At 67.4% G+C, this 21396-nt stretch carries 17 protein-coding genes and 2 pseudogenes; 8 read left to right on the top strand and 11 right to left on the bottom strand.

The annotated features are described in order from the left end of the window. Positions 1-89: 89 nt before the first annotated feature. The 3 genes from DIE04_RS07630 to DIE04_RS07640 form a co-directional block, all read right to left on the bottom strand. On the bottom strand, positions 90-536 hold the full coding sequence (locus DIE04_RS07630; RefSeq protein WP_124523311.1) for a nuclear transport factor 2 family protein: 447 nt from the start codon (positions 534-536) through the stop codon (positions 90-92). Between the two features lie 98 nt (positions 537-634). Continuing rightward, the gene (locus DIE04_RS07635; protein WP_124523309.1) at positions 635-2833 is read right to left on the bottom strand and encodes a penicillin-binding protein 1A; all 2199 of its coding nucleotides are present in this window, start codon (positions 2831-2833) and stop codon (positions 635-637) included. Positions 2834-2930: 97 nt separating this feature from the next. Continuing rightward, the gene (locus DIE04_RS07640; protein WP_124523307.1) at positions 2931-4484 is read right to left on the bottom strand and encodes a PLP-dependent aminotransferase family protein; all 1554 of its coding nucleotides are present in this window, start codon (positions 4482-4484) and stop codon (positions 2931-2933) included. A gap of 126 nt (positions 4485-4610) precedes the next feature. Between DIE04_RS07640 and DIE04_RS07645 the strand changes: the two genes are divergently transcribed. Beyond that, the gene (locus DIE04_RS07645) at positions 4611-5249 is read left to right on the top strand and encodes an FMN-binding negative transcriptional regulator (RefSeq protein ID WP_124523305.1); all 639 of its coding nucleotides are present in this window, start codon (positions 4611-4613) and stop codon (positions 5247-5249) included. A gap of 49 nt (positions 5250-5298) precedes the next feature. On the opposite strand, the gene DIE04_RS07650 is transcribed toward DIE04_RS07645, so the two are convergent. Beyond that, entirely contained in the window at positions 5299-5889 is a 591-nt protein-coding gene (locus tag DIE04_RS07650; RefSeq protein ID WP_124523303.1) for a thioredoxin family protein, read from the bottom strand. A gap of 227 nt (positions 5890-6116) precedes the next feature. Here DIE04_RS07650 and DIE04_RS07660 point away from each other — a divergent pair, with 227 nt between their 5' ends. Together DIE04_RS07660 and DIE04_RS07665 are read left to right on the top strand one after the other, a co-directional pair. Next, positions 6117-6857 (top strand): response regulator, encoded by a 741-nt coding sequence (locus DIE04_RS07660; RefSeq protein ID WP_044847429.1) that lies wholly within the window; start codon positions 6117-6119, stop codon positions 6855-6857. Further along, on the top strand, positions 6854-8176 hold the full coding sequence (locus DIE04_RS07665) for an ATP-binding protein (RefSeq protein ID WP_124523299.1): 1323 nt from the start codon (positions 6854-6856) through the stop codon (positions 8174-8176). Before DIE04_RS07660 ends, DIE04_RS07665 begins: the two co-directional genes overlap by 4 nt. Positions 8177-8237: 61 nt before the next feature. On the opposite strand, the gene DIE04_RS07670 is transcribed toward DIE04_RS07665, so the two are convergent. The 4 genes from DIE04_RS07670 to DIE04_RS07685 form a co-directional block, all read right to left on the bottom strand. Beyond that, positions 8238-8849, bottom strand: coding sequence for an alpha/beta fold hydrolase (locus DIE04_RS07670; RefSeq protein ID WP_044847427.1), 612 nt, complete (start codon positions 8847-8849; stop codon positions 8238-8240). A gap of 52 nt (positions 8850-8901) precedes the next feature. Then, on the bottom strand, positions 8902-9636 hold the full coding sequence (locus DIE04_RS07675; protein ID WP_124488675.1) for a metallophosphoesterase: 735 nt from the start codon (positions 9634-9636) through the stop codon (positions 8902-8904). 106 nt (positions 9637-9742) lie between these two features. Then, the gene (locus tag DIE04_RS07680; RefSeq protein WP_124488674.1) at positions 9743-10279 is read right to left on the bottom strand and encodes a GNAT family N-acetyltransferase; all 537 of its coding nucleotides are present in this window, start codon (positions 10277-10279) and stop codon (positions 9743-9745) included. 96 nt (positions 10280-10375) lie between these two features. Then, the gene (locus DIE04_RS07685) at positions 10376-11008 is read right to left on the bottom strand and encodes a LysE family translocator (RefSeq protein ID WP_124488673.1); all 633 of its coding nucleotides are present in this window, start codon (positions 11006-11008) and stop codon (positions 10376-10378) included. 317 nt (positions 11009-11325) lie between these two features. Between DIE04_RS07685 and DIE04_RS07690 the strand changes: the two genes are divergently transcribed. The 3 genes and pseudogenes from DIE04_RS07690 (at position 11326) to DIE04_RS07700 (ending at position 15107) form a co-directional block, all read left to right on the top strand. Beyond that, positions 11326-12519 (top strand): porin, encoded by a 1194-nt coding sequence (locus DIE04_RS07690; protein WP_124523296.1) that lies wholly within the window; start codon positions 11326-11328, stop codon positions 12517-12519. Between the two features lie 53 nt (positions 12520-12572). Further along, positions 12573-12671: pseudogene (locus DIE04_RS07695) on the top strand (aldehyde-activating protein); the annotation flags it as partial. Positions 12672-13184: 513 nt separating this feature from the next. Further along, the gene (locus DIE04_RS07700; RefSeq protein WP_124523294.1) at positions 13185-15107 is read left to right on the top strand and encodes an SMP-30/gluconolactonase/LRE family protein; all 1923 of its coding nucleotides are present in this window, start codon (positions 13185-13187) and stop codon (positions 15105-15107) included. Positions 15108-15141: 34 nt separating this feature from the next. On the opposite strand, the gene DIE04_RS07705 is transcribed toward DIE04_RS07700, so the two are convergent. The 3 genes and pseudogenes from DIE04_RS07705 to DIE04_RS07715 all read right to left on the bottom strand — a co-directional run. Then, on the bottom strand, positions 15142-16107 hold the full coding sequence (locus DIE04_RS07705; protein WP_124488670.1) for a c-type cytochrome: 966 nt from the start codon (positions 16105-16107) through the stop codon (positions 15142-15144). Beyond that, positions 16104-16790 (bottom strand): c-type cytochrome, encoded by a 687-nt coding sequence (locus tag DIE04_RS07710; protein ID WP_185500324.1) that lies wholly within the window; start codon positions 16788-16790, stop codon positions 16104-16106. The genes DIE04_RS07705 and DIE04_RS07710 overlap by 4 nt, the downstream gene beginning before the upstream one ends. A 46-nt stretch (positions 16791-16836) precedes the next feature. After that, positions 16837-17577: pseudogene (locus tag DIE04_RS07715) on the bottom strand (substrate-binding domain-containing protein); the annotation flags it as partial. A gap of 447 nt (positions 17578-18024) precedes the next feature. Between DIE04_RS07715 and DIE04_RS07720 the strand changes: the two are divergent. After that, positions 18025-20577, top strand: a complete 2553-nt coding sequence (locus tag DIE04_RS07720) for a type VI secretion system Vgr family protein (protein WP_124488668.1) — start codon at positions 18025-18027, stop codon at positions 20575-20577. A gap of 10 nt (positions 20578-20587) precedes the next feature. Further along, positions 20588-21391: a DUF4123 domain-containing protein gene (locus tag DIE04_RS07725; RefSeq protein WP_124523290.1), complete on the top strand. Its 804-nt coding sequence runs from the start codon at positions 20588-20590 to the stop codon at positions 21389-21391. Positions 21392-21396: the final 5 nt, after the last annotated feature.

Genomic DNA, 21396 nt, shown 5'->3' on the forward strand with positions numbered 1-21396 from the left:
GCGCGGCGTGGGCGCCGCAGTTCGACGCACTGGCCGCGACGCTCGCGGCGGCCTGAGCGCGTTGCCGGCCGTGTTCGCCGGCCGGCGCGTCAAGCGGCCGGCGCATCGTTCAGGTGGCGACGCAGGTCGCCCGCGAAATCGAACAGCGTGTAGTCGCGGAACGCGAAACGCCATGCGCCGTCGACGCGCTCGAACGCGTCGTGATAGCGGCCCGCCGCGATCGGCTGCAGCGCAAGGCCGTCGACGGCCTGCAGCACCGTGTAGTACGAGCGAGCCGTCGCGCGATGCGCGGCTTCGTCGATCTCGATGAGCGGATTCGTGATTACATGCTTCGTGCGCGGCGTGCCGCACGCGTAGCGCTTCACGCGCGCGTCGAACAGCGCGAGCAATTCATCGGCGCCGATCGTCGGCGCCGCTTCCTCGACCTTGATCTGCGCATGCCGGAACAGCGCCGCCATCCCCGGCAGGTCACCGGCGTCGAGCAGCTCCGCGTACCGGTACAGCAGGTTCGCGATTTGGACGGCGCTGTGGGTCATGCGGCCTCCGGCATCGATGGACGGGTTGCGTCGATGATGCGCGGTGCGGGCCGGGATCGCTTCGTCCGGGTGGACGAAGCGTCTTAGTCGTGCCGCGCTCAGCGGAAAATCTTCAGCCAGTCGAACAGGCCCGGATGCGGACGCCGCCTCGGTGCCGGCGCTGGCGCGCTGCGCGGCCGGAAGTCGGGCGAGAACTGCACATGCGGGTCGATCGCACGCGCACGCAGCGCCGCATCGTAGAACGAGCCGACGATCGGCAGCGCGCTGTGCGCGCCCGCGCCCCAGTAGTCGCTGCGCAGCGTCACGTTGCCGTCGTCGAAGCCGACCCACGCGCCGGCCACCAGTTGCGGATGCATCAGGATGAACCAGCCGTCCGTGTTGTCCTGCGTCGTGCCGGTCTTGCCCGCGACGTCGATGCGAATCCCGTAGCGCGAGCGGATGTCGGCACCGGTTCCGTAATCGACGACGCCACGCATCACGTCGACCAGCGTCTGTGCCGCGGCCACCGGCATCGCGCGTTCGGGCGGCGCGCTGCCGAACGCGGCGAGCACCTTGCCATCGCGATCCTCGATGCGCGTGATCATCTGCGGCGCGACGTACACGCCGCGGTTCGCGATCGTCCCGTACGCGGACACCATTTCCTTCAGCGTGACGGGGCTCGTACCGAGCGCGAGCGACGGCACCGCGTCGAGCGGGCTTTCGCGCACGCCCATCGCACGTGCGAGCTGTGCGACCCTGGCCGCGCCTTCGCGCTGCATCACCTGCGCGGTGATGCGATTGCGCGACAGGGCGAGCGCGTCGCGCAGCGTCATCGGCGCGTCCGTCGGCGGTTCGGCATCGGTCGGGCGCCACACCGCGTGCGCGCCGATCGGGATCGCCACCGGGCGATCGACGAACGTATCGTCCGGCCGCATGCCGTCCGCGAACGCGGCGCCATAGACGAACGGCTTGAATGTCGAGCCCGGCTGGCGCCGCGCCTGCACGACGTGATCGAACGGCTCGCTGCCGAAATCGGGGCTGCCGACCCACGCGCGAATCGCGCCGTTGCGCGGATCGAGCGCGACGAAGCCGGCCTGTACCTGCGTCTTGCGCTCGCATAACGCGCGCACGAACGCGCGATTCGCGCCGAGCTGCTTCAGCGCCGCCGCGTCGGCGAGCCCGGCGGCGCGCGCGTCGCGATAGTCGGGCGTCTGCCGGATGAAGCCGCGGAACAGGTCGTTGCGCAGCCCGCAGCCGGACGGGTTGTGCCACGCGTCATCGGCGATCGCCTGCAGGCGATCGGTTTGCTGCGTCAGCGCTCGCGTCGCCATCTCCTGCAATTGCGCATCGAGCGTCGTGCGCACGACGAGGCCGTCCGAGTAGAGGTCGTAGTTGTTGCGGTCGGCCCAGGCGATCAGCCACTTGCGCAGCTGCACCGCGAAGTGCGGGGCGGGGCCGGGTTGCGCGGTTTGCGGCTCGAAGTCGACGCGCAGCGGGCGGCGCTGCAGTTGCGCGAGCTGCCGCGGCGACAGCATGCCCATCGCGGCCATCCGCGCGAGCACGATGTTGCGGCGCTGGACCGCGCGCTCCGGATTCAGCACCGGGTTGTAGTAGCTGTTGCCCTTCAGCATCCCGACGAGCGTCGCGCTTTCGACGATGTCGAGCTGGTCCGCCGATTTGCCGAAATAGGTGCGCGCAGCCATTTCGACGCCGTACGCGTTGTACAGGAACGGCACGGTGTTCAGGTAAGTCTCGAGAATCTCGTCCTTGCTGTACACCGCCTCGATCTTGAACGCGGTGATCAGCTCCTTCACCTTGCGCGTGAGCGTCGGCGCGCGGCCGACTTCGTCCGGATACAGGTTGCGGGCGAGCTGCTGCGTGATCGTCGAGCCGCCCTGGCGGCTGCCCGAGAATGTATGCAGCCCCGCCGCGAGCGTGCGGCGCCAGTCGATGCCGTGATGCGCGTAGAAACGATGGTCCTCGGTCGCGATCAGTGCGTCGACCATGTGCGGCGAGATCTGCTTGAGCGGCACCCATTCGCGGTTCACGGGCCGGAACTCGGCGATCAGCTGGCCGTCGGCCGACAGCACGCGCGCGGGACGGTCGATGCGCGCCTTACGGATGTCGCCGATGCTCGGCGTGAACGGCACGAACGCGAGCAGGACCAGCAGGCCGAGCACGGGGATCGCGGCGAGCGTCAGCGCGACGCCGCGGCGCGTCGGATGGCGCAGGCGATGCCACGCGCCGGCGCCGAGCGCGCGGGCGCCGGTACGGCAGCGAAGCCACAGATCTCGAAGATACGGCACGAAGCGATTCACGGCGGCAGGAGCGCGAGCGGAAAAGGCGCGATCCTAGCAAACCGCGCAGCGTCACCTGTGGCCAAAACGCCGGTTTTCCTGCAGGCGTTACAGACGATTACGTTTGTTGCCCGCGGACAACTTTTCGTCGCATGCGTCGCCGCGATTCCTCCGACGAATCGACGCCGGCGGCTTCGCCGACCACGTCCGCGAGCCGCTGCGCGGCCGCTTCCATCCGTGCGCGATCGAACCCGCCGAAGCCGAGCACGAGGCCCGGACGCGCGGTGCCCGGCGCGAACATCGGCGACACCGCGCGCACCGCCACGCCTGCCTGCGCGGCGCGCGCCACCACGTCGAGATCGTCGATCCCGTCCGCGAGCCACAGCACGACGTGCATCCCCTGATCGCCCGGCTGCACCCAGGCGCGCTCGCGCGGCAGCCGCGCGCCGAGCGTGTCGATCAGCAGCGCGCGCTGTTCCGCGTAGACGCCGCGCACGCGGCGGATGTGGCGGTCGAGATGGCCTTCCGCGATGAAGGCGGCGAGCACGTGCTGATCGGCGGTCGGCGCGTGGCGATCCATCAGCACGCGCGCGCCGCAGAACGCGGGCACGAGCTCGGCGGGCGCGACCACGTAGCCGAGCCGCAGCGACGGGAACAGGATCTTGCTGAACGTGCCGAGATAGATCACGTGTTCCGGATCCAGGCCTTGCAGCGACGGGAACGGATAGCCTTCGTAGCGCAGCTCGCTGTCGTAGTCGTCCTCGACCACCCATGCGCGATGCGCGCGCGCCCAGCCGAGTAGCGCGTTGCGGCGTGCCATGCTCATCGGCATCCCGAGCGGATACTGGTGCGACGGCGTGACGAACGCCGCGCGCGCGTCCGGCGCGAGACGGATGCCGGCCTCGACCTCGATGCCGTCCGCGTCGACCGGCACGCGGACCATCGCGTCGCGCCGCCCGGTGCTCTCGAGCAGCGCGGTGATGCCGCGATAGGCGGGATTCTCGACCCACGCGCGATCGTTCGGGCCGAGCAGGATCTGGCTCGCGAGGTGCAGCCCCTGTTGCGTGCCGCTCGTGATGACGACCTGCTCGGCGCTGCAGCGCACCGAGCGCGAGCGGCGCACGTAATCGGCGATCGCTTCGCGCAGCGGCAGCGCGCCTTGCGGATCCGCATAACCGGACGGCGCGCCGGCGCCGCGGGCGCGCAGGCGGTTGCCGAGCCGGCGCCAGATGTCGTCGGGCGCGGTGAGCCCGACCGGCACCGAGATCGCGAACGGCACGGCCGGCAGCGGGCGGAATTCGCGGGCGATCCGCGCAAACGTCGCGGCCGGTTCGGGCAGGCCGGCGTGGGTGGCACGCTCGCGGGCGCCGGGCCGTGCGCCAGCCGGCGGCGACGGCTCGGCCAGCGCGTTCGCGACCCGCGTGCCGGCGCCGCCGCGCGACTCCAGGAAGCCTTCGGCGACGAGTTGCGCATACGCGTCGACGACGGTGCCGCGCGCGACCTGCAGCGATGCCGCGAGCAGCCGCGTGGACGGCAGCGTGTCGCCGGGCCGCACGTCGCCGCGGCGCACTGCGTCCCGCAACGCCTGCGCGAGCTGGCGGCTCAGGTCGCCGGCCGCGCGGTCGAGCGCGCCGAGCGACGGGATTTCGACGATCCGGGCGGTCCTGGCCATGATTCTGGTCTGCTGAAAATGTTCTAAACCGGCTCTACAGCATAAACCAGTTAGCGATCACAATCGGGGCATGACGGGCCGGTTCCGACCCGTTCCCTCCCAACCCTGTCTGACCGTGGAGCCGCCATGTATGTCCCCGCCGATTTCGCCGAATCCCGTCCCGACGTGCTGCGCGAACTGATCGTCCAGCATCCGTTCGGCACCCTGGTCACGCGCGGGAACAGCGGGCTCGACGCGAACCACCTTCCGTTCGAACTGCTGCCGGGCGACGGCGGCCTCGGCGAACTGCATGCGCACGTCGCGCGCGCGAATCCGGTCTGGCAGGACGTCGCGGATGGCGACGAGGTGCTCGTGATCTTCCGCGCCGGCGACGCGTACATCTCGCCGAACTGGTACCCGAGCAAGCACGTCGCGCATCGGCAGGTGCCGACGTGGAACTACGTGGTCGTGCATGCGCACGGCCGCATCACCGTGCGCGACGACGAGAAGTTCGTGCGCGGCGTGGTCGCGCGGCTGACGCGCACGCACGAGGCGTCGCAGCCGGCGCCGTGGAAGATGGCCGACGCGCCGAAGGACTATCTCGACACGATGCTGCAGTCGATCGTCGGGCTGCAGATCGAGATCACGCGGCTCGTCGGCAAGCGCAAGCTCGGGCAGAACAAGGCGGTCGACGACATTCGCGGCGCGGGCGACGCGCTGATCGCGGACGGGAATCTCGCGATCGGGGAGGCGATGCTGGCGGAAGCCGACGCGAAGCGCGGGTGAGTCACGGTGAATCGCACGGGGGCGCATGTGGCACCCCCGCCGGCGCACGCTACTGCGTACGCGTCGCGCCCTTCGTTCCCATTGTCCCTTCTGCCGCCTGCGCCAGCGCCCCCCGAATCGCCGCTTCCGTCTTGTCATACCCGCCCTCGCCATACCGCGTATAGACGACCTTGCCGTTCGCGTCGATCAGGTACAGCGCGGGCCAGTACTGGTTGCCGTACGCGCGCCACGTGTCGTAACGGTTGTCCTGCGCGACCGGATACTGGATGCCGAAGCGCTTGACCGCATCGGCGACGTTCTTCGCATCGCGTTCGAACGGATACTCGGGCGTATGAACGCCGACCACGACGAGCCCCTGGTCGCGATACTTCCGGTACCAGTCGTTCACGTACGGAATCGTATGAATGCAGTTGATGCACGAGTACGTCCAGAAATCGACCAGCACGACCTTGCCGCGCAGCTGGTCGAGCTTGAGCGGCGCGCTGTTGTGCCATTGCTCGATGCCGGTGAAGTCGGGCGCCGGCGTGCCGGCCAGCGAGGCGGGCATGCCCGCGTCGTCGCGGGTGCCGGCGAACGCGGCGAGCCCGGCCGTGGCGGCGAGGGCGATCACGAGGGCGGCGGTCTTGAGTCTGGTCGGCATGGCGGTTCTCCGGTTCGGCCGGCCGCCGCGCGGGGGCGGCGGCCGGACAGGTTTCGACAGCCCTCATTGGGCCGCGCCGACGTATCTGCGATGTGTCCGGCAAGCCGCGTGTGTGCAATGTTGTGTGTCGTCACGGCGGCGCGATACATTGGGATACAAACGGGTGCCCGCGGTGGGGTATAAAAGCGGACATCGCCAGCCGGAACATCACGCCAACGACACCGCCCATGGACAAGATCGACCACGTACTGATCGTCGACGACGATCGCGCGATCCGCGAACTGATCGCGGACTACCTGGAGAAGAACGGCATGCGCGTGTCGCTCGCCGCGAACGGCCGCGAGATGCGCAACGCGCTCGACGACGGCGCGCCCGACCTGATCGTGCTCGACCTGATGATGCCCGGCGAGGACGGCCTCACGCTGTGCCGCGATCTGCGCGCGGGCAAGTTCCGGACGGTGCCGGTGCTGATGCTGACCGCGCGTGGCGAGGAAACCGACCGCATCATCGGTCTGGAGATGGGCGCCGACGACTATCTCGCGAAGCCGTTCGCGGTGCGCGAGCTACTCGCGCGGATCCGCTCGGTGCTGCGCCGCGCGCGCATGCTGCCGCCCGGCATGCAGGTGACGGAGTCGGCCGCGATGCTCGCGTTCGGCGAATGGCGGCTCGACACGACGGGGCGTCACCTGCTCGACGCCGAAGGCACGCTGGTCGCGTTGAGCGGCGCCGAATACCGGCTGTTGCGCGTGTTCCTCGACAATCCGCAGCGCGTGCTGACGCGCGACCAGCTGCTCAACCTCACGCAGGGCCGGCAGTCCGATCCGTTCGACCGGTCGATCGACCTGCTCGTGAGCCGGCTGCGCCAGCGCCTGCGCGACGGCGCGCGCGAGCCGCGCTACATCAAGACGCTGCGCAACGAGGGCTACGTGTTCTCGTCGGCGGTGACCGCGGTCGAAGGCGACGCATGAGCGCGCGCACCCCGTGGCACTGGCCGCGCTCGCTGTTCGCGCGGCTCGCGCTGATCCTGTGCGTGGGCCTCGCGCTCGCGCAGACGCTGTCGTTCTGGCTCACCGTCACCGAGCGCGACCAGGCGACCACCAACCTGATGATGGGCTACATCGAACGCGAGGTCGCGAGTTCGGTCGCGCTGCTCGATCACCTGCCGCCCGACCAGCGTGCCGCGTGGCTGCCGCGTCTCGCACGGCGCAGCTACGCGTTCATCCTCGGGCCCGGCGAGACGGGCACGCCGCCGGAGGCGCGGCTCTCGGCGCGCGTCGAGCGCTCGATCTCGGACGGCATCGGCGGCGACTATCCGCTGACGGCGAACGCGATCCCCGGCGATCGCGAACATCTGCAGGTGCATCTGCGCCTGACCGACGGCTCGCCGCTGACGATCGACATCCACCCGATGTCGACGGTGCCGCTGTCGGGCTGGCTGCCCGTCGTGCTCGCGCTGCAGCTCGCGGTGCTGGCCGGGTGCTGCTGGCTCGCGGTGCGGCTCGCGACGCGGCCGCTGAAGCAGCTCGCGCAGGCGGCCGACGCGCTCGGCCCCGACCTGAAAGGCGAACGCCTGAACGAGGACGGGCCGTCCGAAGTCGCGCGTGCCGCGCGGGCGTTCAACGCGATGCAGGACCGCATCGCGCAATACATGGCCGAGCGCATGCAGATCCTCGCGTCGATCTCGCACGACCTGCAGACGCCGATCACGCGGATGCGGCTGCGCGTCGACGTGATGGACGACGACGCGCAGGGCGCGAAGCTGCGCCAGGACCTGCTCGAGATGGAGCATCTGGTGAAGGAAGGCGTCGCGTATGCGCGCACGCTGCACGGCACGGAAGAGGCCGCGCGCCGGATCGATCTCGATGCGCTGCTCGACAGCATCGTGTGCGACTACACGGATGCGGGGCAGGACGTCGCGCTGCATGGCGGCGGCCCGCTCGCGCTCGTCACGCGGCCGAAGGCGCTGCGCCGGATCGTCGGCAACCTCGTCGACAACGCGCTGAAGTTCGCGGGCGCGGCCGAGATCGACGTGCAGGCGGCGCCGGGCGGCGGCGCGGTCATTGCGGTGCTCGACCGCGGGCCGGGCATTCCGGACGATCAGCTCGATGCGGTGTTCGAACCGTTCCGGCGCGTGGAGACGTCGCGCAATCGCGAGACGGGCGGCACGGGGCTCGGCCTCGCGATCGCGCGGCAGCTTGCGCTCGCGATGGGCGGCACGCTCACGTTGCGCAACCGGCCGGACGGCGGCGGACTCGAAGCGCGGTTGACGCTGGTGAACGCGACCTGACGGGGCGCCCCGAGATGCGGCGTCGAGCGCGTCGCGGGCTTCTGGGTCGAAGCGGGCTGCGTCACACGCGCTGCAGATGCGCGTCGACGAGCGGCGCGAGCGTTTCGGCATGCACGGCCGCGAGATCGTGCCGGCCGCCCGGCACCACGTGCAGCCGTGCATCGGGCAGCCGTTCGAGCAGGCGTTTGCCGGCCGCGACCGGGCTGATCGGATCGTCGTCGCCCCACAGCAGCAGCGTCGGCTGCGCGATGCGGCCGATGCCCTGCGACAGGTCGGCGCGCAACGTCAGGAACCAGTCGGGCAATTGCGGGTTCGCTTGCGCGAAGCCGGCGCGCCAGTCCTGCGCGCCGAGCCCCTGCATGTCGAGGCCGCCCGACGTGACCGTCAGCACCAGGTGCGTGACGAGCGGTGCACGTTCGAGTGCCGCGCGCATCGCGATCACGCCGCCCATCGATTGCGCGATCACGGCGGTCGGCCGGTCGATCGCGCTCAGCACATGGCGCACGAGACCGTCGAAGTCGTCGACGGCCGGATCGCGCGGCGTGTCGCCGAAGCCCGGATAGCCGACGATCCGACGCTCGGCCGGATGCGCGAGGCGGCTCGCGAGCGGTTGCCAGAAGGCGGTGCTGCCCGACGCGCCGGGCAGGAACAGCAGTTGTGACGGAACGGGCATGACGGATCGGCTTTCTGGTGAACGAAGCGGGTGAATGGAAGGCGGCGATGCGTCAGCACCGGCCGGTGCGCAGCGCGACGGTCCAGTCGTCGCGGCCGCGCGATGCCGCGGTGGCGGCGGCCGTATGCCAGTCGTATTCGACCGCATGGAATTCGGCGTGCCAGCCGGCCGGCGTGCGCGACACCATCGCGTAGCGCGCATGCGGCGAACCCGTTTCGATCCGGTGCGGGTGCGGTAGATCGTCCGCGTACGCTTGCAGCCCGACACTGCCGGGGTTGACGATCAGCCGGCCGTCGTCGAGTTTCGCGAGGCGCGGCACATGCGTATGGCCGCACAGAATCAGCGAGGCCGTCTCGTCGCCCGCGCGCTGCGCGATTTCATCGGGCGTCGCCGCACGGCAGCCGTCGGGCGTGACCGTTTCGAGGAAGTAGACGAGGTCGCTGGCGGGCGTGCCGTGCACCATCAGTACATCGTCGCCGAGCGTCAGGCGCTCGGGCAGCGCGGCGATCCATGCGCGATGGTCGTCGCGCAGCGTGTCGTGCGCCCAGCGGTCGGACAGCCGCATCGTGTCGCGATCGCCGGTCAGCAGTTGCCGTTCGTGATTGCCCTTGATGGTCGGCAGGTCGAGCGCGATCAGGCGGTCGGCCGTTGCGGCAGGATGGAGCGCGCCCGACACGATGTCGCCGAGGTTGACGATCACGTCGGCGCCGCGGCGGCGCACGTCGTCGAGCACCGCGTCGAGCGCGGCGAGGTTGCCGTGGATGTCGGACAGCGCGGCGATTTTCATGGCGAAGGAGTCGAGGCGGGGAACGGCGATTGTCGCGAATTCGCCGCGGGTCGTCCATTCGCGTCGACGGCGTGCGGATCGGCGCGTCGCGCGTCGCGTCGACCCGTCAGTCGGTCGCGAGGCGCGCGTACAGCGCGAAATCGCCCGGCATGCCGCGCACCATCCGGTATGCGCGCAGCAATCCTTCGTACCGGTAGCCGCATTTCTGCAGCACGCGCGCGGAGCCGGCATTGCTGGTCAGCACGACGCCCTGGATCCGCATGAAGCCGCCTTCGGCGAACGCCCATGCGGTGACGCTCGCGCACAGCGCGCTCGCGATGCCGCGCCCCCAGTGCGACGGCGCGAGGTCGTACGCGATCTCGGCCGAGCGGTTCGCGGTGGATACCGTATGCAGCCCGATGGTCCCGGCGAGCGCGCCCGACGCGTCGTCGACGATCGCGAGGCGGCGGATCGAATCCGGATGAGCCGATTCGATGCCGTCGAACAGCGGCAGCAGATCGTCGCGCGCATGCAGGTTCCAGCTCGTGTGGCGGACGACGTCGGGATTCGACAGGTATGCGTACCACGTGTCGAGATCCGCGCGGTCGAGCTGGCGCAGCGACAGGCCGGGGAAACCGGAGCGGGGCGGGACGTCGATTCTCATCGCGAGCCCGTTGAGAACGTTGCGGGTAATGCGACCCGCGCGAACGGCGCGCCTGAAGCGCTCGAAGCGCCCGAAGCACCGCGCATGCCGATGCTCCTACGCAGCATGCCGCCGATACAGCGCGAGCGATCCCGCCAGCGCGAGCAGCATCGCGCCGCACGTGCGTTCGAGCCACAGCGCGCCCGAGCGCTTCAGCAGCCGCATAGCGCGCGCGCCGAGCAGCGCGTAGCCGAACATCACGGCGCCGTCGAGCAGCGCGAACGTGACCGCGAGCGCAACGTATTGCGGTGCCAGCGGGGCGGCCGGATCGAGGAACTGCGGCAGGAACGCGGAGAAGAACAGATAGCCCTTCGGATTCGTCACCGCGGTCAGGAAGCTCTTCGCGAAGATCGACGCGTTGCGTTCGTACGCCGCGCCGCCATGCGCGACGGCGACGTCGAGCGAGCCCTTCGACGTGAGCAGCCGGATGCCGACGTACGCGAGATAGGCGGCGCCGAGCCATTTCACCACCGAGAACCAGAACGCCGAGGCCATCAGCAGCGCGCCGAGGCCGAGCGCGACCGCGACGATCAGCACGAAGTCGGACAGCATCGCGCCGGCGAAGCCGTAGGCCGCGCGGCGCGCGCCGTAGCGCGAGCCGTTGGTCAGTGCGAGCAGCACGGTCGGGCCGGGCGTCGCGATCCCGACGAACGCGACGGCGGCGAAGATCAGCAGGGTCGATTGATGCATGCCGAAGACTCCCGGTGGAAGGCGGGTGCCCGATTATCGGGCGCGCGGCCTCGCGCTGTACAGGGACGTCCGCCGCGCGGCTGATTATCTCGATTTTGGCAAGAAGCTGTTTTCATTATTGCGCTATCGACCGGAACCGGTTCCAACTACCATGGCGGCCGCGGCGGGCATGCTGGCCGCGACGTCGCGCGCGCGTTTCGCATGCGCGCGTTCCCGTGTGCGGACGCTGCCGGCCTCGCCATGCCGGCGGATCTCGCCGACCGCACGCGCTACTCGCATAGAACAACGGGCTCACCGCCCGGAGACGCTAAAAAATCATGAACAAGCAACTGATCGCAGCACCGCTGCTGCTCTCGCTCGCGGGCATCGCCTCCGCGCAAAGCTCCGTCACGCTGTACGGCATCGTCGATGCGGGCGTGACCTATCGCAGCAACGAACGGGTCGGCTCGCCGGGCGCCTATACGGGGCGCTCGGACGTCGCCCTGACTACCGGCAACCTGTCCGGCAGCCGCTGGGGCATCAAGGGCGCCGAGGATCTCGGCGGCGGGATGCGCGCGCTGTTCGTGCTCGAGAACGGCTTCGACATCACCAACGGCACGTCGGGCCAGGGCGGCCGCCAGTTCGGCCGGCAGGCGTTCGTCGGCGTCGGCAGCGACCGCTACGGCACGGTCACGCTCGGCCGCCAGTACACGTCGCTCGACGACTTCGTGAGCCCGGTCGGCCCGTCGTCGTTCATCGGCGGCTTCGGCGCGCATCCGGGCGACATCGACGACCTCGACCAGACCGCGCGCGTCGACAGCTCGATCAAGTACACGAGCGCGAACTACGCGGGCTTCACGTTCGGCGCGCTGTACGGCTTCGGCAGCCAGCCGGGCAGCATGAAGCAGCGCAACACGTGGAGCGTCGGCGCGGCGTACGCGGCAGGGCCGCTGCGTGTGGGCGTCGGCTACGAGCATTCGGACAACAGCAAGACGGGCGCGACCGACCCGACCGCCGGCAAATGGCGGAGCACCGACGACGGCCTGTTCAACTCGTCGATCAACGAAGGCTATGCGAGCGCGCAGTCGCAGCAGATCATCGCGACCGGCGCGACGTACGACTTCGGCCCGGCCGTGGTCGGCGTGAACTACAGCAACGTGCAGTACCGCAGCGGTGCCCAGTCGCTGTTCAGCGGCCATGCGACGTTCAACGTCGCGGGCGTGTTCACGCGCTGGAACGTGCAGCCGCAGACGCAACTGTTCGCGGGCTACAGCTACACGCGCGGCAGCGAAGTCGACGGCATCGACAACCGTGCGCAGTATCACAACGTCACGCTCGGTGCGGTCTACGACCTGTCGAAGCGCACCAGCGTGTACCTGCTCGGTGCGTACCAGCATGCGTCGGGCACGACGCTCGACGCGCTCGGCCGGCCGGTGGCGGCGACCGCGTCGGTGTCGGACAAGGCGAACGGCCACTCGTCCGACTCGCGATCGCAGGCGATCGTCAGCCTCGGGCTGCGTCAGAAGTTCTGATGGCATGCGCATGACCGGGGGCTCGCGTTCGATGCGGGCCGCCGGTTGCGTGGATGCATCTGTTCCACCGGCAGCGCGTGATTGACGTCGTCGATGCGCTGCCCAAGTACCTCGACGGCCGGGACGGCCCGACGCTCGACAGCGCGAGCTGACCTTAACCGGCCGCCACCCGCCGGCGTGCGGCCGTGCTCATTCACCGCCGCCCACTTCCCTTCGCCGCACGCGCGGTACATCCCGGACCTCGTCCGCATCTTCATCGGCAACGGCATTCCGCCGCACACTGCCTTATTTCATATATTCACGATTTACCCGGCAAGGCTGCGTGCGCCGGATAATATTTTTTCTCTTTCATTTTTATTTCGATTTGTAATAATCGAATCGGTTTCCTGGAAATGAAAATCAATGCTCGCATGTCAGAAAAAATGACGTGCGAGCATTAGGAAATCCGGAACAAAGTGCCGGTAATGACGGATCGCAACGGCGTTGGTTGACGGGTTTCACGGTGGTGACCCCGGCATGCCCCATCGCTGGTCAATTCGCGTCGTGCGGTAAGGGAACGTAATGAATCGCTTGCACGGTAATTGAACCGGTTCTTGAAAAAATCACCGATATTTCATACGCGGCGAATTAGAGTGTCGAAAAACGATCGTCCGGGAGCATCATTCATGTTATCGAAACAAATTCGCGCGGCATTGCTTGGATTGTGCATGGCAATGCTGGCGCCGGTCAGTCACGCACAAGCGCAATACACGACGGACTGGCTCGCGAACACGTTCGGCACGCTCGCCGCGCACGTCGGCAACGGCGCGCGCTCGCTGTGGGTCGCCCCCGAGGGCGTGATCTATACGGCTTCGCGCTGGGACGAGAACGCGGGCGGCGTCGCGATCTACCAGAACGGGCAGACGCTCGGCACGATCGGCATCCACGACGAATTCCAGGGCGGCGCGATCACCGGCAATGCGAACGCGCTGTTCGTCGCGCTCGGCTACAACCGCACGTTCGGCAGCGGCTCGGTCGGCCGCTACAACCGCAGCACGAACCAGCGCGACCTGCGCATTCCGGTCAGCACGTGGACGGGCATCCAGTACGCGGACGTGATCACGGGCCTCGCGACGGCCGGCAACCTGCTGTACGCGAGCGACTTCTATGGCAATCGCGTGCGCGTCTACACGACGGACGGCGTGTGGCAGCGCGACATCGGCGTATCGGGGCCCGGCGCGCTGGCGCTCGACGCGGCCGGCAACCTGTGGGTCGCGCGCAAGAGTGCGGGCGTCGTCGCGCAGTTCAGCCCGACGGGCACGGCGATGAGCACGATCCAGATGGCGGCCCGTGCGCGGCCGGCATCGCTGTATTTCGATGCGCCGCGCGGGCAGTTGCTGGTGGGCGACGAAGGCCCCGACATGAACATCAAGATCTACGCGCTCGTGGGCCAGCCCGTGCAGCTCGGCACGTTCGGCGTGCAGGGCGGCTATCTCGACACGACGTCGGGCATCAAGGGGCAGGTCGGCGACAAGCGCTTCACGCGCGTCGCAGGCATCGGCAAGGACGCGGCCGGCAACCTGTACGTGCTGAACAACGCGTGGGGCGGCGGCTGGGATCTCGGGCGCAACGGCAGCACCGACCTGCATTCGTACAACCCGACGGGCGCGCTGCAATGGAAGCTGCAGGCGCTGAACTTCGAGGGTGCCGCCGCGCCCGATCCGGCGACCGACGGCGCGTTCTTCTACAGCGGCAACAACGTGTACACCGGCACCGCGGGCGGCACGTTCGTCGCGAACACGATCGATCCGTTCAGCTATCCGAAGGACCCGCGCCTCGACATGAACGACTACCAGCGCGGCCAGCATTTCGGCCAGCTGGCGCTGGTAAAGGGCACCCGGATGCTCGTCGCGACCGGGCAGAACCCGGGCAACTACAACCTCTATCACTTCAACGGCGCGAGCGGCTACATCGCGATTCCGGACGGCTCGATTCCCGGCAAGCCGTTCAACACGACGCTGCAGGTAACGGCAGGTTTCTCGCTCGACGACAACGGCGACGTGTGGGCCGGGCTCGATCGCACCAACAACATCTCCCACTATCCGATGACGGGTTTCGACGCGGCCGGGAAGCCGACATGGGGCAAGCCGGTGCAGATTCCGATTCCCCGCACCGTGCTGCCGCTCACGCGGATCATCTACCAGGCCGACAGCGACACGATGATCCTCGCGCAGGGCATCTCGGGCAGCTGGGACTGGACCGCGATGAACGGGCACATCGAGGTCTATCGCGGCTGGATGGCCGGCAACACGAGCACGCCGAACGTGGCGATCAACCTGACGAGCGCGAATCCGAAATCGATGGCTGCGGCCGGCCACTACCTGTTCGTCGGCTACGTGCACACGGTGCCGAACGTCGACGTGTTCGACCTGAACACCGGCAGCCTCGTCACCACGCTGACGAACTCGAACACGTCGGCGATGGACGTCGGCAACGACGTCGACTCGATGTACGGCATCCGTGCGTACCTGCGCTCGACCGGCGAATACGTGATCACGAAGGACAACTACAACGGGTCGAGCCTCGTCGTGTATCGCTGGCGTCCGTGATGGTGCAAGCGGCGCCGCCCGGGCCGGCCAGGTCTCATGGCGCGCCGGGCACGCGGCCGTTCACCTCGCGTCCGTACATCGAGTCGGGCGTGTCGTGGAATTTCGCGCGGGTGTCCTGCACCGAGCCGGTGAAGCGCGGGTCCTGCGGGCGTTCGTGGCTGTCCATGAAGGTCGCGACGTCCCACGCTTCCTGATCGGTCAGCGTGCCGCCGAGCCCGAGCGGCATGTTGGCCTTCACGAAGCCGGCCGCGTTGCGGATGTCGCCCATCCCCGCGCCCCAGTTGAACGAGCGTGCGCCCCAGAGCGCCGGAAAGACCGGCTTGCCGCCGCTCGATTGTCCCTGGCCGTCCGCGCCGTGACACAGCGCGCAGTGCTGCGTGTAGACGGCGGCGCCGCGCGCGTAGTCGGCTTTTTGTGCGGGCGGCGGCAGTTTCGGGAAACCCTGGCCGGGCAGTTTCGTGCCGACTGGCGCGCCCTTCGCGAGCCAGTACGAATAGGTTTCGAGCGCAACGAGAATCGGATCGCCGGCCGGCGGCGCCTTGCCGTTCATGCTGTATCTGAAGCAACCCTGCAGGCGTTCGGCGAACGTGTTCACGTGGCCGTTCTTGATGCGGTAGGCCGGGTACAGCAGGTAGGCGGCCCACATTGGGCTCGAATCGGGCCGGCGGCCCGCGTCGAGGTGGCAGCTCGCGCAGGTCAGCTTGTTGCCGACGTACTTGCCCGCGAGCTCGGGTGTGTGCAGGAAGATCTGCTCGCCGAGCTTCACGGTCTTGCCGAAGTCGTCGGCGGGTATCGCGGATTCGGGCGGCGGCGTGAACGGCTTCGCCGTCGTCGTCGTCGCGGGAACGGTGGCTGTGGCGGAGGCGGAAGCGGCGGAGGCGGAAGCGGAAGCGGCGGCCGGGGCGTCCTGCGGCGCGGCCGCGCACGCGAGCGCGGGCAGCCAGGCCGTACCGAGCAGCGCGGCACGCGCGCCGCGGACCACCACCGAGCGGTCGATCATCGTTGTTCTCCGTTCGCGGCGCCGCCGCGCGCATAGTAGGCGGCCACCGCGTCGATATCGGCGTCGGACAGCTTGCCGGCAATCATCGGCATCAGCGCCATCGGGCCGGGCGCGCGCGTGCCGCGCTTCCAGCCGTTCAGCTGGCTCGCGATGTACGCGGCCGGCTGGCCGGCGAGCGGCGGAAACGCGGTGCCTACGCCGAGGCCGCCCGCGCCGTGGCATTGCGCACAGGCGGGCAGGCCCTGCGACCAGCGTCCGCGCGTCGCGAGCCACGCGCCGGTGTTCGCCGGGTCGATCGACGCGGCGTCGGAAGCGGCAATGGCGGGCGGCACGGGCAGGCTCGCGAAGTACGCGGAGACCGCGTCGCGATCGCGCGGCGACAGCAGTTTCGCGAGCGGCTGCATGACCGGATTCTGGCGGCTGCCGTCGGCGAACGCGGCGAGTTGAGCCGAAAGATAGGCGGCATGTGTGCCGGCGAGCCGCGGAAAGCCGGCGGCCGCGTTGCCTTCGCCCTGGGCACCGTGGCAGCCGATGCATGCAGCCACGCCCGTCGTCGTGCCCCGGGTGGCGATGGTCTTGCCGAGCGCGACGTCGTCCGCGCGCGCGTTGCCGGCCAGGAGCGCTGCCGCGGCGAGCAGCAGCGGCGCGAACCGGCGTCGCGGTGTGTCGCCCGAATCGTTCACGGGTCCCCTCCTCATTGTCTGTCTTGTGGCGTGCGCAATTGCGCGATCAACCCGCGTCGGGCCGGTCCTGCCGTGGCGCAAGCTGCGGTGTCGGTGCCGTCGCGTCATATTGCCCGAAGCCGTAGCGCGCGAAAATCCGGAACGCCTCGGGCGACTGGATGTACGCGAGCCACGCGCGTGCGGCGTCCGGATGCGGCGCGTGCTTCACCATCGCGCCTGCATAGATCGCCGTCGTATTGTGCGCGGCCGGAATGTCGATGTGCATCAGCGGATGCCCGACCTGTTCCTGGAACGCCGCTTCCGATTGCCACAGCACGCCGGCGTCGGCGCGTCCCTGCATCAGGAACAGCGCGGTTTCCCGATGATGAATGTGCGTGAGTTCGGTCGTGCCGGCGCGCGCCTTGTCGTCGTAGACGGTGCGCGCGAGCGTATCGCCGCCGCCGGCTTTCACGAGCGATGCGCGGATCTGCCGCGCGACGCCTTCGAACGCCGGGTTCGGCATCGCGAGCTTCACGTCGGGCCGCGCGAGATCGCTCAGCGACGCGATGTGCTTCGGATTGCCCGCGCGCACCATGATCGTCAACTGGTTGGTCACGTAGGGTACGGCCGGACCGTCGGGCGTGCCGTCCGCGATCAGTTCGTCGATCTTGCCGAGCCCGGCGAAATACGCTTCGGGCTCGACCGTCCACGTCATGTTGCCGACGGTGATCGTACCGCCCGCGTGAATCTGCTTCACGAGCAGGCCGGGCGGGGTCGTTTCCGAGTAGATGCGGCCGCGGTATTCCGGAATCAACTTTTGGAATGGAGTTCAATCACGTCGCCGGGGCAGGGCGGCGACACATGACGAAATTTGCGTGACCAGTAATTTCTGACAGTTGCTTATTTTTCGCCGTTATATTTTTCGAAAAATTGAATAACTCAACGCGATTGTGCGGAGGTCCATTTGGTGCGCATTTTTTAGAATGTGAGCGCCCTCACGCCATGAAGGACGATACGCGCGGGAACTGTTCGCTTTTATCACAGATGGTACTGGGCGATTGCTGTACGTTGGGGTGATGTAAAAAATACCAATGCTCCCGAGGAGAGAGATTGCGGTGCATTGACTCGGAAAATATTGCAGGCTTGCTGTTTTTACGTTTGTTATCAAATCGGGAAGGTCGTTGTGTCAAAATCTCGTCTGACCTTTTGTCCTTTCGATTTATGTGCATGTTAATTTCCCGAGGAGATATTCGATATGGGTAGGTTGCCCAACGCGTTGATGCTCGACGCGGGTATCGAGCAGACGAACCGGACGCTCATCCTGGACACTCCTCTCGGGGCAAGAGTGCTTTTGCCGCAGCGCGTTATCGGTGAATCTCGCGTGGGCCGGGATTTCGAGCTCACAGTCGACGTCGTTTCCCGGGAGCAAGCGCTCCAGTTGAAGAACCTGATGGCGCAACCTGTCACGTTATGGGTGCGTCAAGCCGACGAGTCTTACCTGCCCTGGCACGGCTACGTTTATGCCACGCGACGCCTCGGCGCGGACGGGGGACTCGTTTACTACCAGCTTTCCTTTTCATCGTGGATGCGCTTTCTGCAGTACCGCAAGGATGCGCGCATCTTCCAGGACCTGACGACTGCCGACATCCTGACTGAAGTGTTCAGCGGCCACATGCAGGCAAAGGGCCACTTCCGTGTTGACACGAAAGACCCGGGCGCAGTGCGGTCTTATTGCACCCAGTACGAAACCGACCACAATTTCGTCCATCGGCTGATGGAGTCAGAGGGGTGGTTCACGTACGTGGAGTATGCCGAGGACGGTAAGTCCCATACGGTTGTCGTGACCGACGACCTCTTCAATTGCAAGGCGCTCGCTACCCAGCGAGTACCGTTCTACCGCGGCGACCAAGACGGTCAGGCCGGCACACTCGTCGAATGGAGCGGCGAGCGTACGACGCAAAGCGTCGGATATGCGTTCAGCACGGCGGATTACAAACGTCCAACGCGCGCTTTGCAGCGGGCGGACCGGTCTACGGTCGACCAAGGCGATATCCCGCAGCAGTTGGAAGTCTACGAATACGCGGGCCACTATAGCTTTCCGGTTACCGGCGAGTCCTACGACCGTGGCGAGCGCGCTATGCGAATTCGACTTGAAGAGATGGCCTCGCGCAGCAAACGGTTTTTCGGGGTGGGCAGTGTGCCGTGCATGGACGCCGGTCGATGGTTCACGCTCGAAGACCATCCCGAGCACGAAGCAGACAAGCCTGAGGACCGCGAGTTCGCGATTCTCGGCGTGCGTTGGGCTATCCAGAACAATCTGCCGCTGGGCAACAGCCGTCCCTTCCCGGGTAGCCTGCAGCGGCGCCTGTCGCGTCTGCGTGCCGAATACAAGGACCGGCAGGCCGCATTCGTGTCCAAAGACCCGTTAGGTAATGAAAGCTTCGTGCTGGCCGAAATCGAGGTCCAGCGCCGCTCGGTGCCATTCCGCAGCCCGTTCGAGCACAGAAAGCCGGTCATGCACATGCAGACGGCCACTATCGTGGGACCGGCGGGTGAGGAGGTGTACACGGACGAGTTGAACCGGGTGAAGGCGCAGATGCACTGGGACCGTCTGGGTAGCAATAACGAGACGTCATCGTGCTGGATGCGGGTGATACTGCCGCACGCCGGCAAAGGGTTCGGCGGTGTGTTTGTTCCGCGAATCGGGCAGGAAGTGGCCGTCAATTACCTCGACGGGGATTGCGACCGCCCGGTCGTCAGCGGAGTGCTCTTTCACGCTGTCAACACGCCACATTGGCATTCGAACGGCCTGCTGTCCGGTTTCAAGTCGCAGGAGTACAGCGGGCAGGGTTTCAATCAACTCGTCTTCGACGATTCCACGTCGCAGAACCGGGCGCAGCTTTTCAGCTCGACGGCGAATTCGTATCTGCACATCGGCTATCTCATCGACCACAGCGGCAATACGCGCGGCAACTACCTTGGAGCGGGATTCGAACTGAAGACCGAGGCGTCAGGCGCACTGCGGGCCGGACGCGGGCTCTACGTGTCGACCTACGCCCGCGGCGGTACGTCGAGTCAGCCGCTGGATGTGAAGGAAGCCACGCAACACCTTATCGATTCGAGCGGCGTGATTCAGCATCGCTCACTCGCGGCAGCTGACGGCAAGGCCGAGACCCTGGACGACGCACAGGACGCCATCAAGGACTTCGCTGCGACGACGCAGAGCGATGCGCAGGGCTCTATGGCGGGCGGCAGGACAGCGGGTGGCGGCACCGGAAGCGCCAACGCATTTTCGCAACCCGTCATGCTGCTCGCGAGCCCGGCTGACATGGGACTGTCGACGCAGAAATCACTCCACGCAGCAGCCACCCAGCACGTCAATCTGGTCAGCGGCGAGAGCACCTATGTGTCGGCGGCCAAGTCATGGATTGCCAGCATTGGCGAGAAACTGAGCTTCTTTGTGCAGAACGCCGGTATCAAGCTGTTTGCCGGCAAAGGCAAGGTCGAAGTGCAGGCGCAGTCGGACAACATCGAACTTACGGCAGACAAAACCGTGAAGGTCGTGTCCACGTCCGATTCGGTGAATGTTACGGCCCAGAAGGAAATCACCCTCACCGCCGGCGGCGCAACGATTCGCATCGCCGACGGCAAAATCTTCATCCATGCGCCGGGATTGGTCGAGGTCAAGGGCAGTCCACTCGTCTTCGATGGCCCGGGGGGCGATAACGCATCGGCGCAGCTTGCGCCTTCAAAGTCGTGCGCCCAGCAGTTCGCAGCCGCAGCGCAGGCCGGCTCGGCACTCGTGTAGGGCGGTCAGCATGGTTCACTACGTTATCGTTGAAGTCGTCAACGGGAAGCTCGAGCTGCTTGGCGTGCCGCCGGTCTATGAAGTCGGTGAGTTGGTTCCCGCGGCTCGTCCCGAGCTCGAGGGCGTGGCTCCCGTGCTGTACTGCGCCGAGCATCCCGAACTGCAATTGCCAGCGTTGAGAGAGCGCGCCGAATCGGACCTGGAGAATGGCTTGCCGCCGGTCGTTTGCGCCATTGTCGAATGCGGCAAGGCGACGGGCCGGCTACAGCACCATCTGGCGGACCGGTTGATACTGCGGGCGCCAACTTCGGGCGATGCGGTCTTCCGCTACTACGACCCGCGCGTGTTTCCGCACTTGGGTCGCATCTTGAAGGCTGAGCAGATGGGTGCTCTTCTGGGGCCGGTTGCATCGTGGACGTACCTCGACCCCATGAGCGGTTGGACGGTGGTCAACGGCGCCGCCGAACTGGACGCAGCCTTCGCTGTTACGGCGGACCAGCACGCACGAATCGCGCGCATCGAGCTGGTTCAGCGCGCGCTTGACTTGCTCCGGCGCAATGGTACGGCGCCGCGTCCCGAAATTCCGGCACTGCTCGATGCGCAGCTTGCAAAAGGCGAAGCTCATGGACTCGCTGGCGGGGACCTGCTTGCTTTTGCACTTCACGGCACACTCGTCTCCCCGTACTTCGACCGTCACCCGCGTGTTCGGGCCGTTCTGCAGGCGCCGCGGAAAGGCCCGTATGCTGAAGCGGTGGCGAACTGGAGCGCAGCAGACTGGGAAGCGATTGCGCGCGAGAGCATCCAATATCAATAAGCCCG

It is taken from the genome of Burkholderia sp. Bp8994 (assembly GCF_003853805.1).
In the GTDB taxonomy this organism is placed as follows: Bacteria; Pseudomonadota; Gammaproteobacteria; order Burkholderiales; family Burkholderiaceae; genus Burkholderia.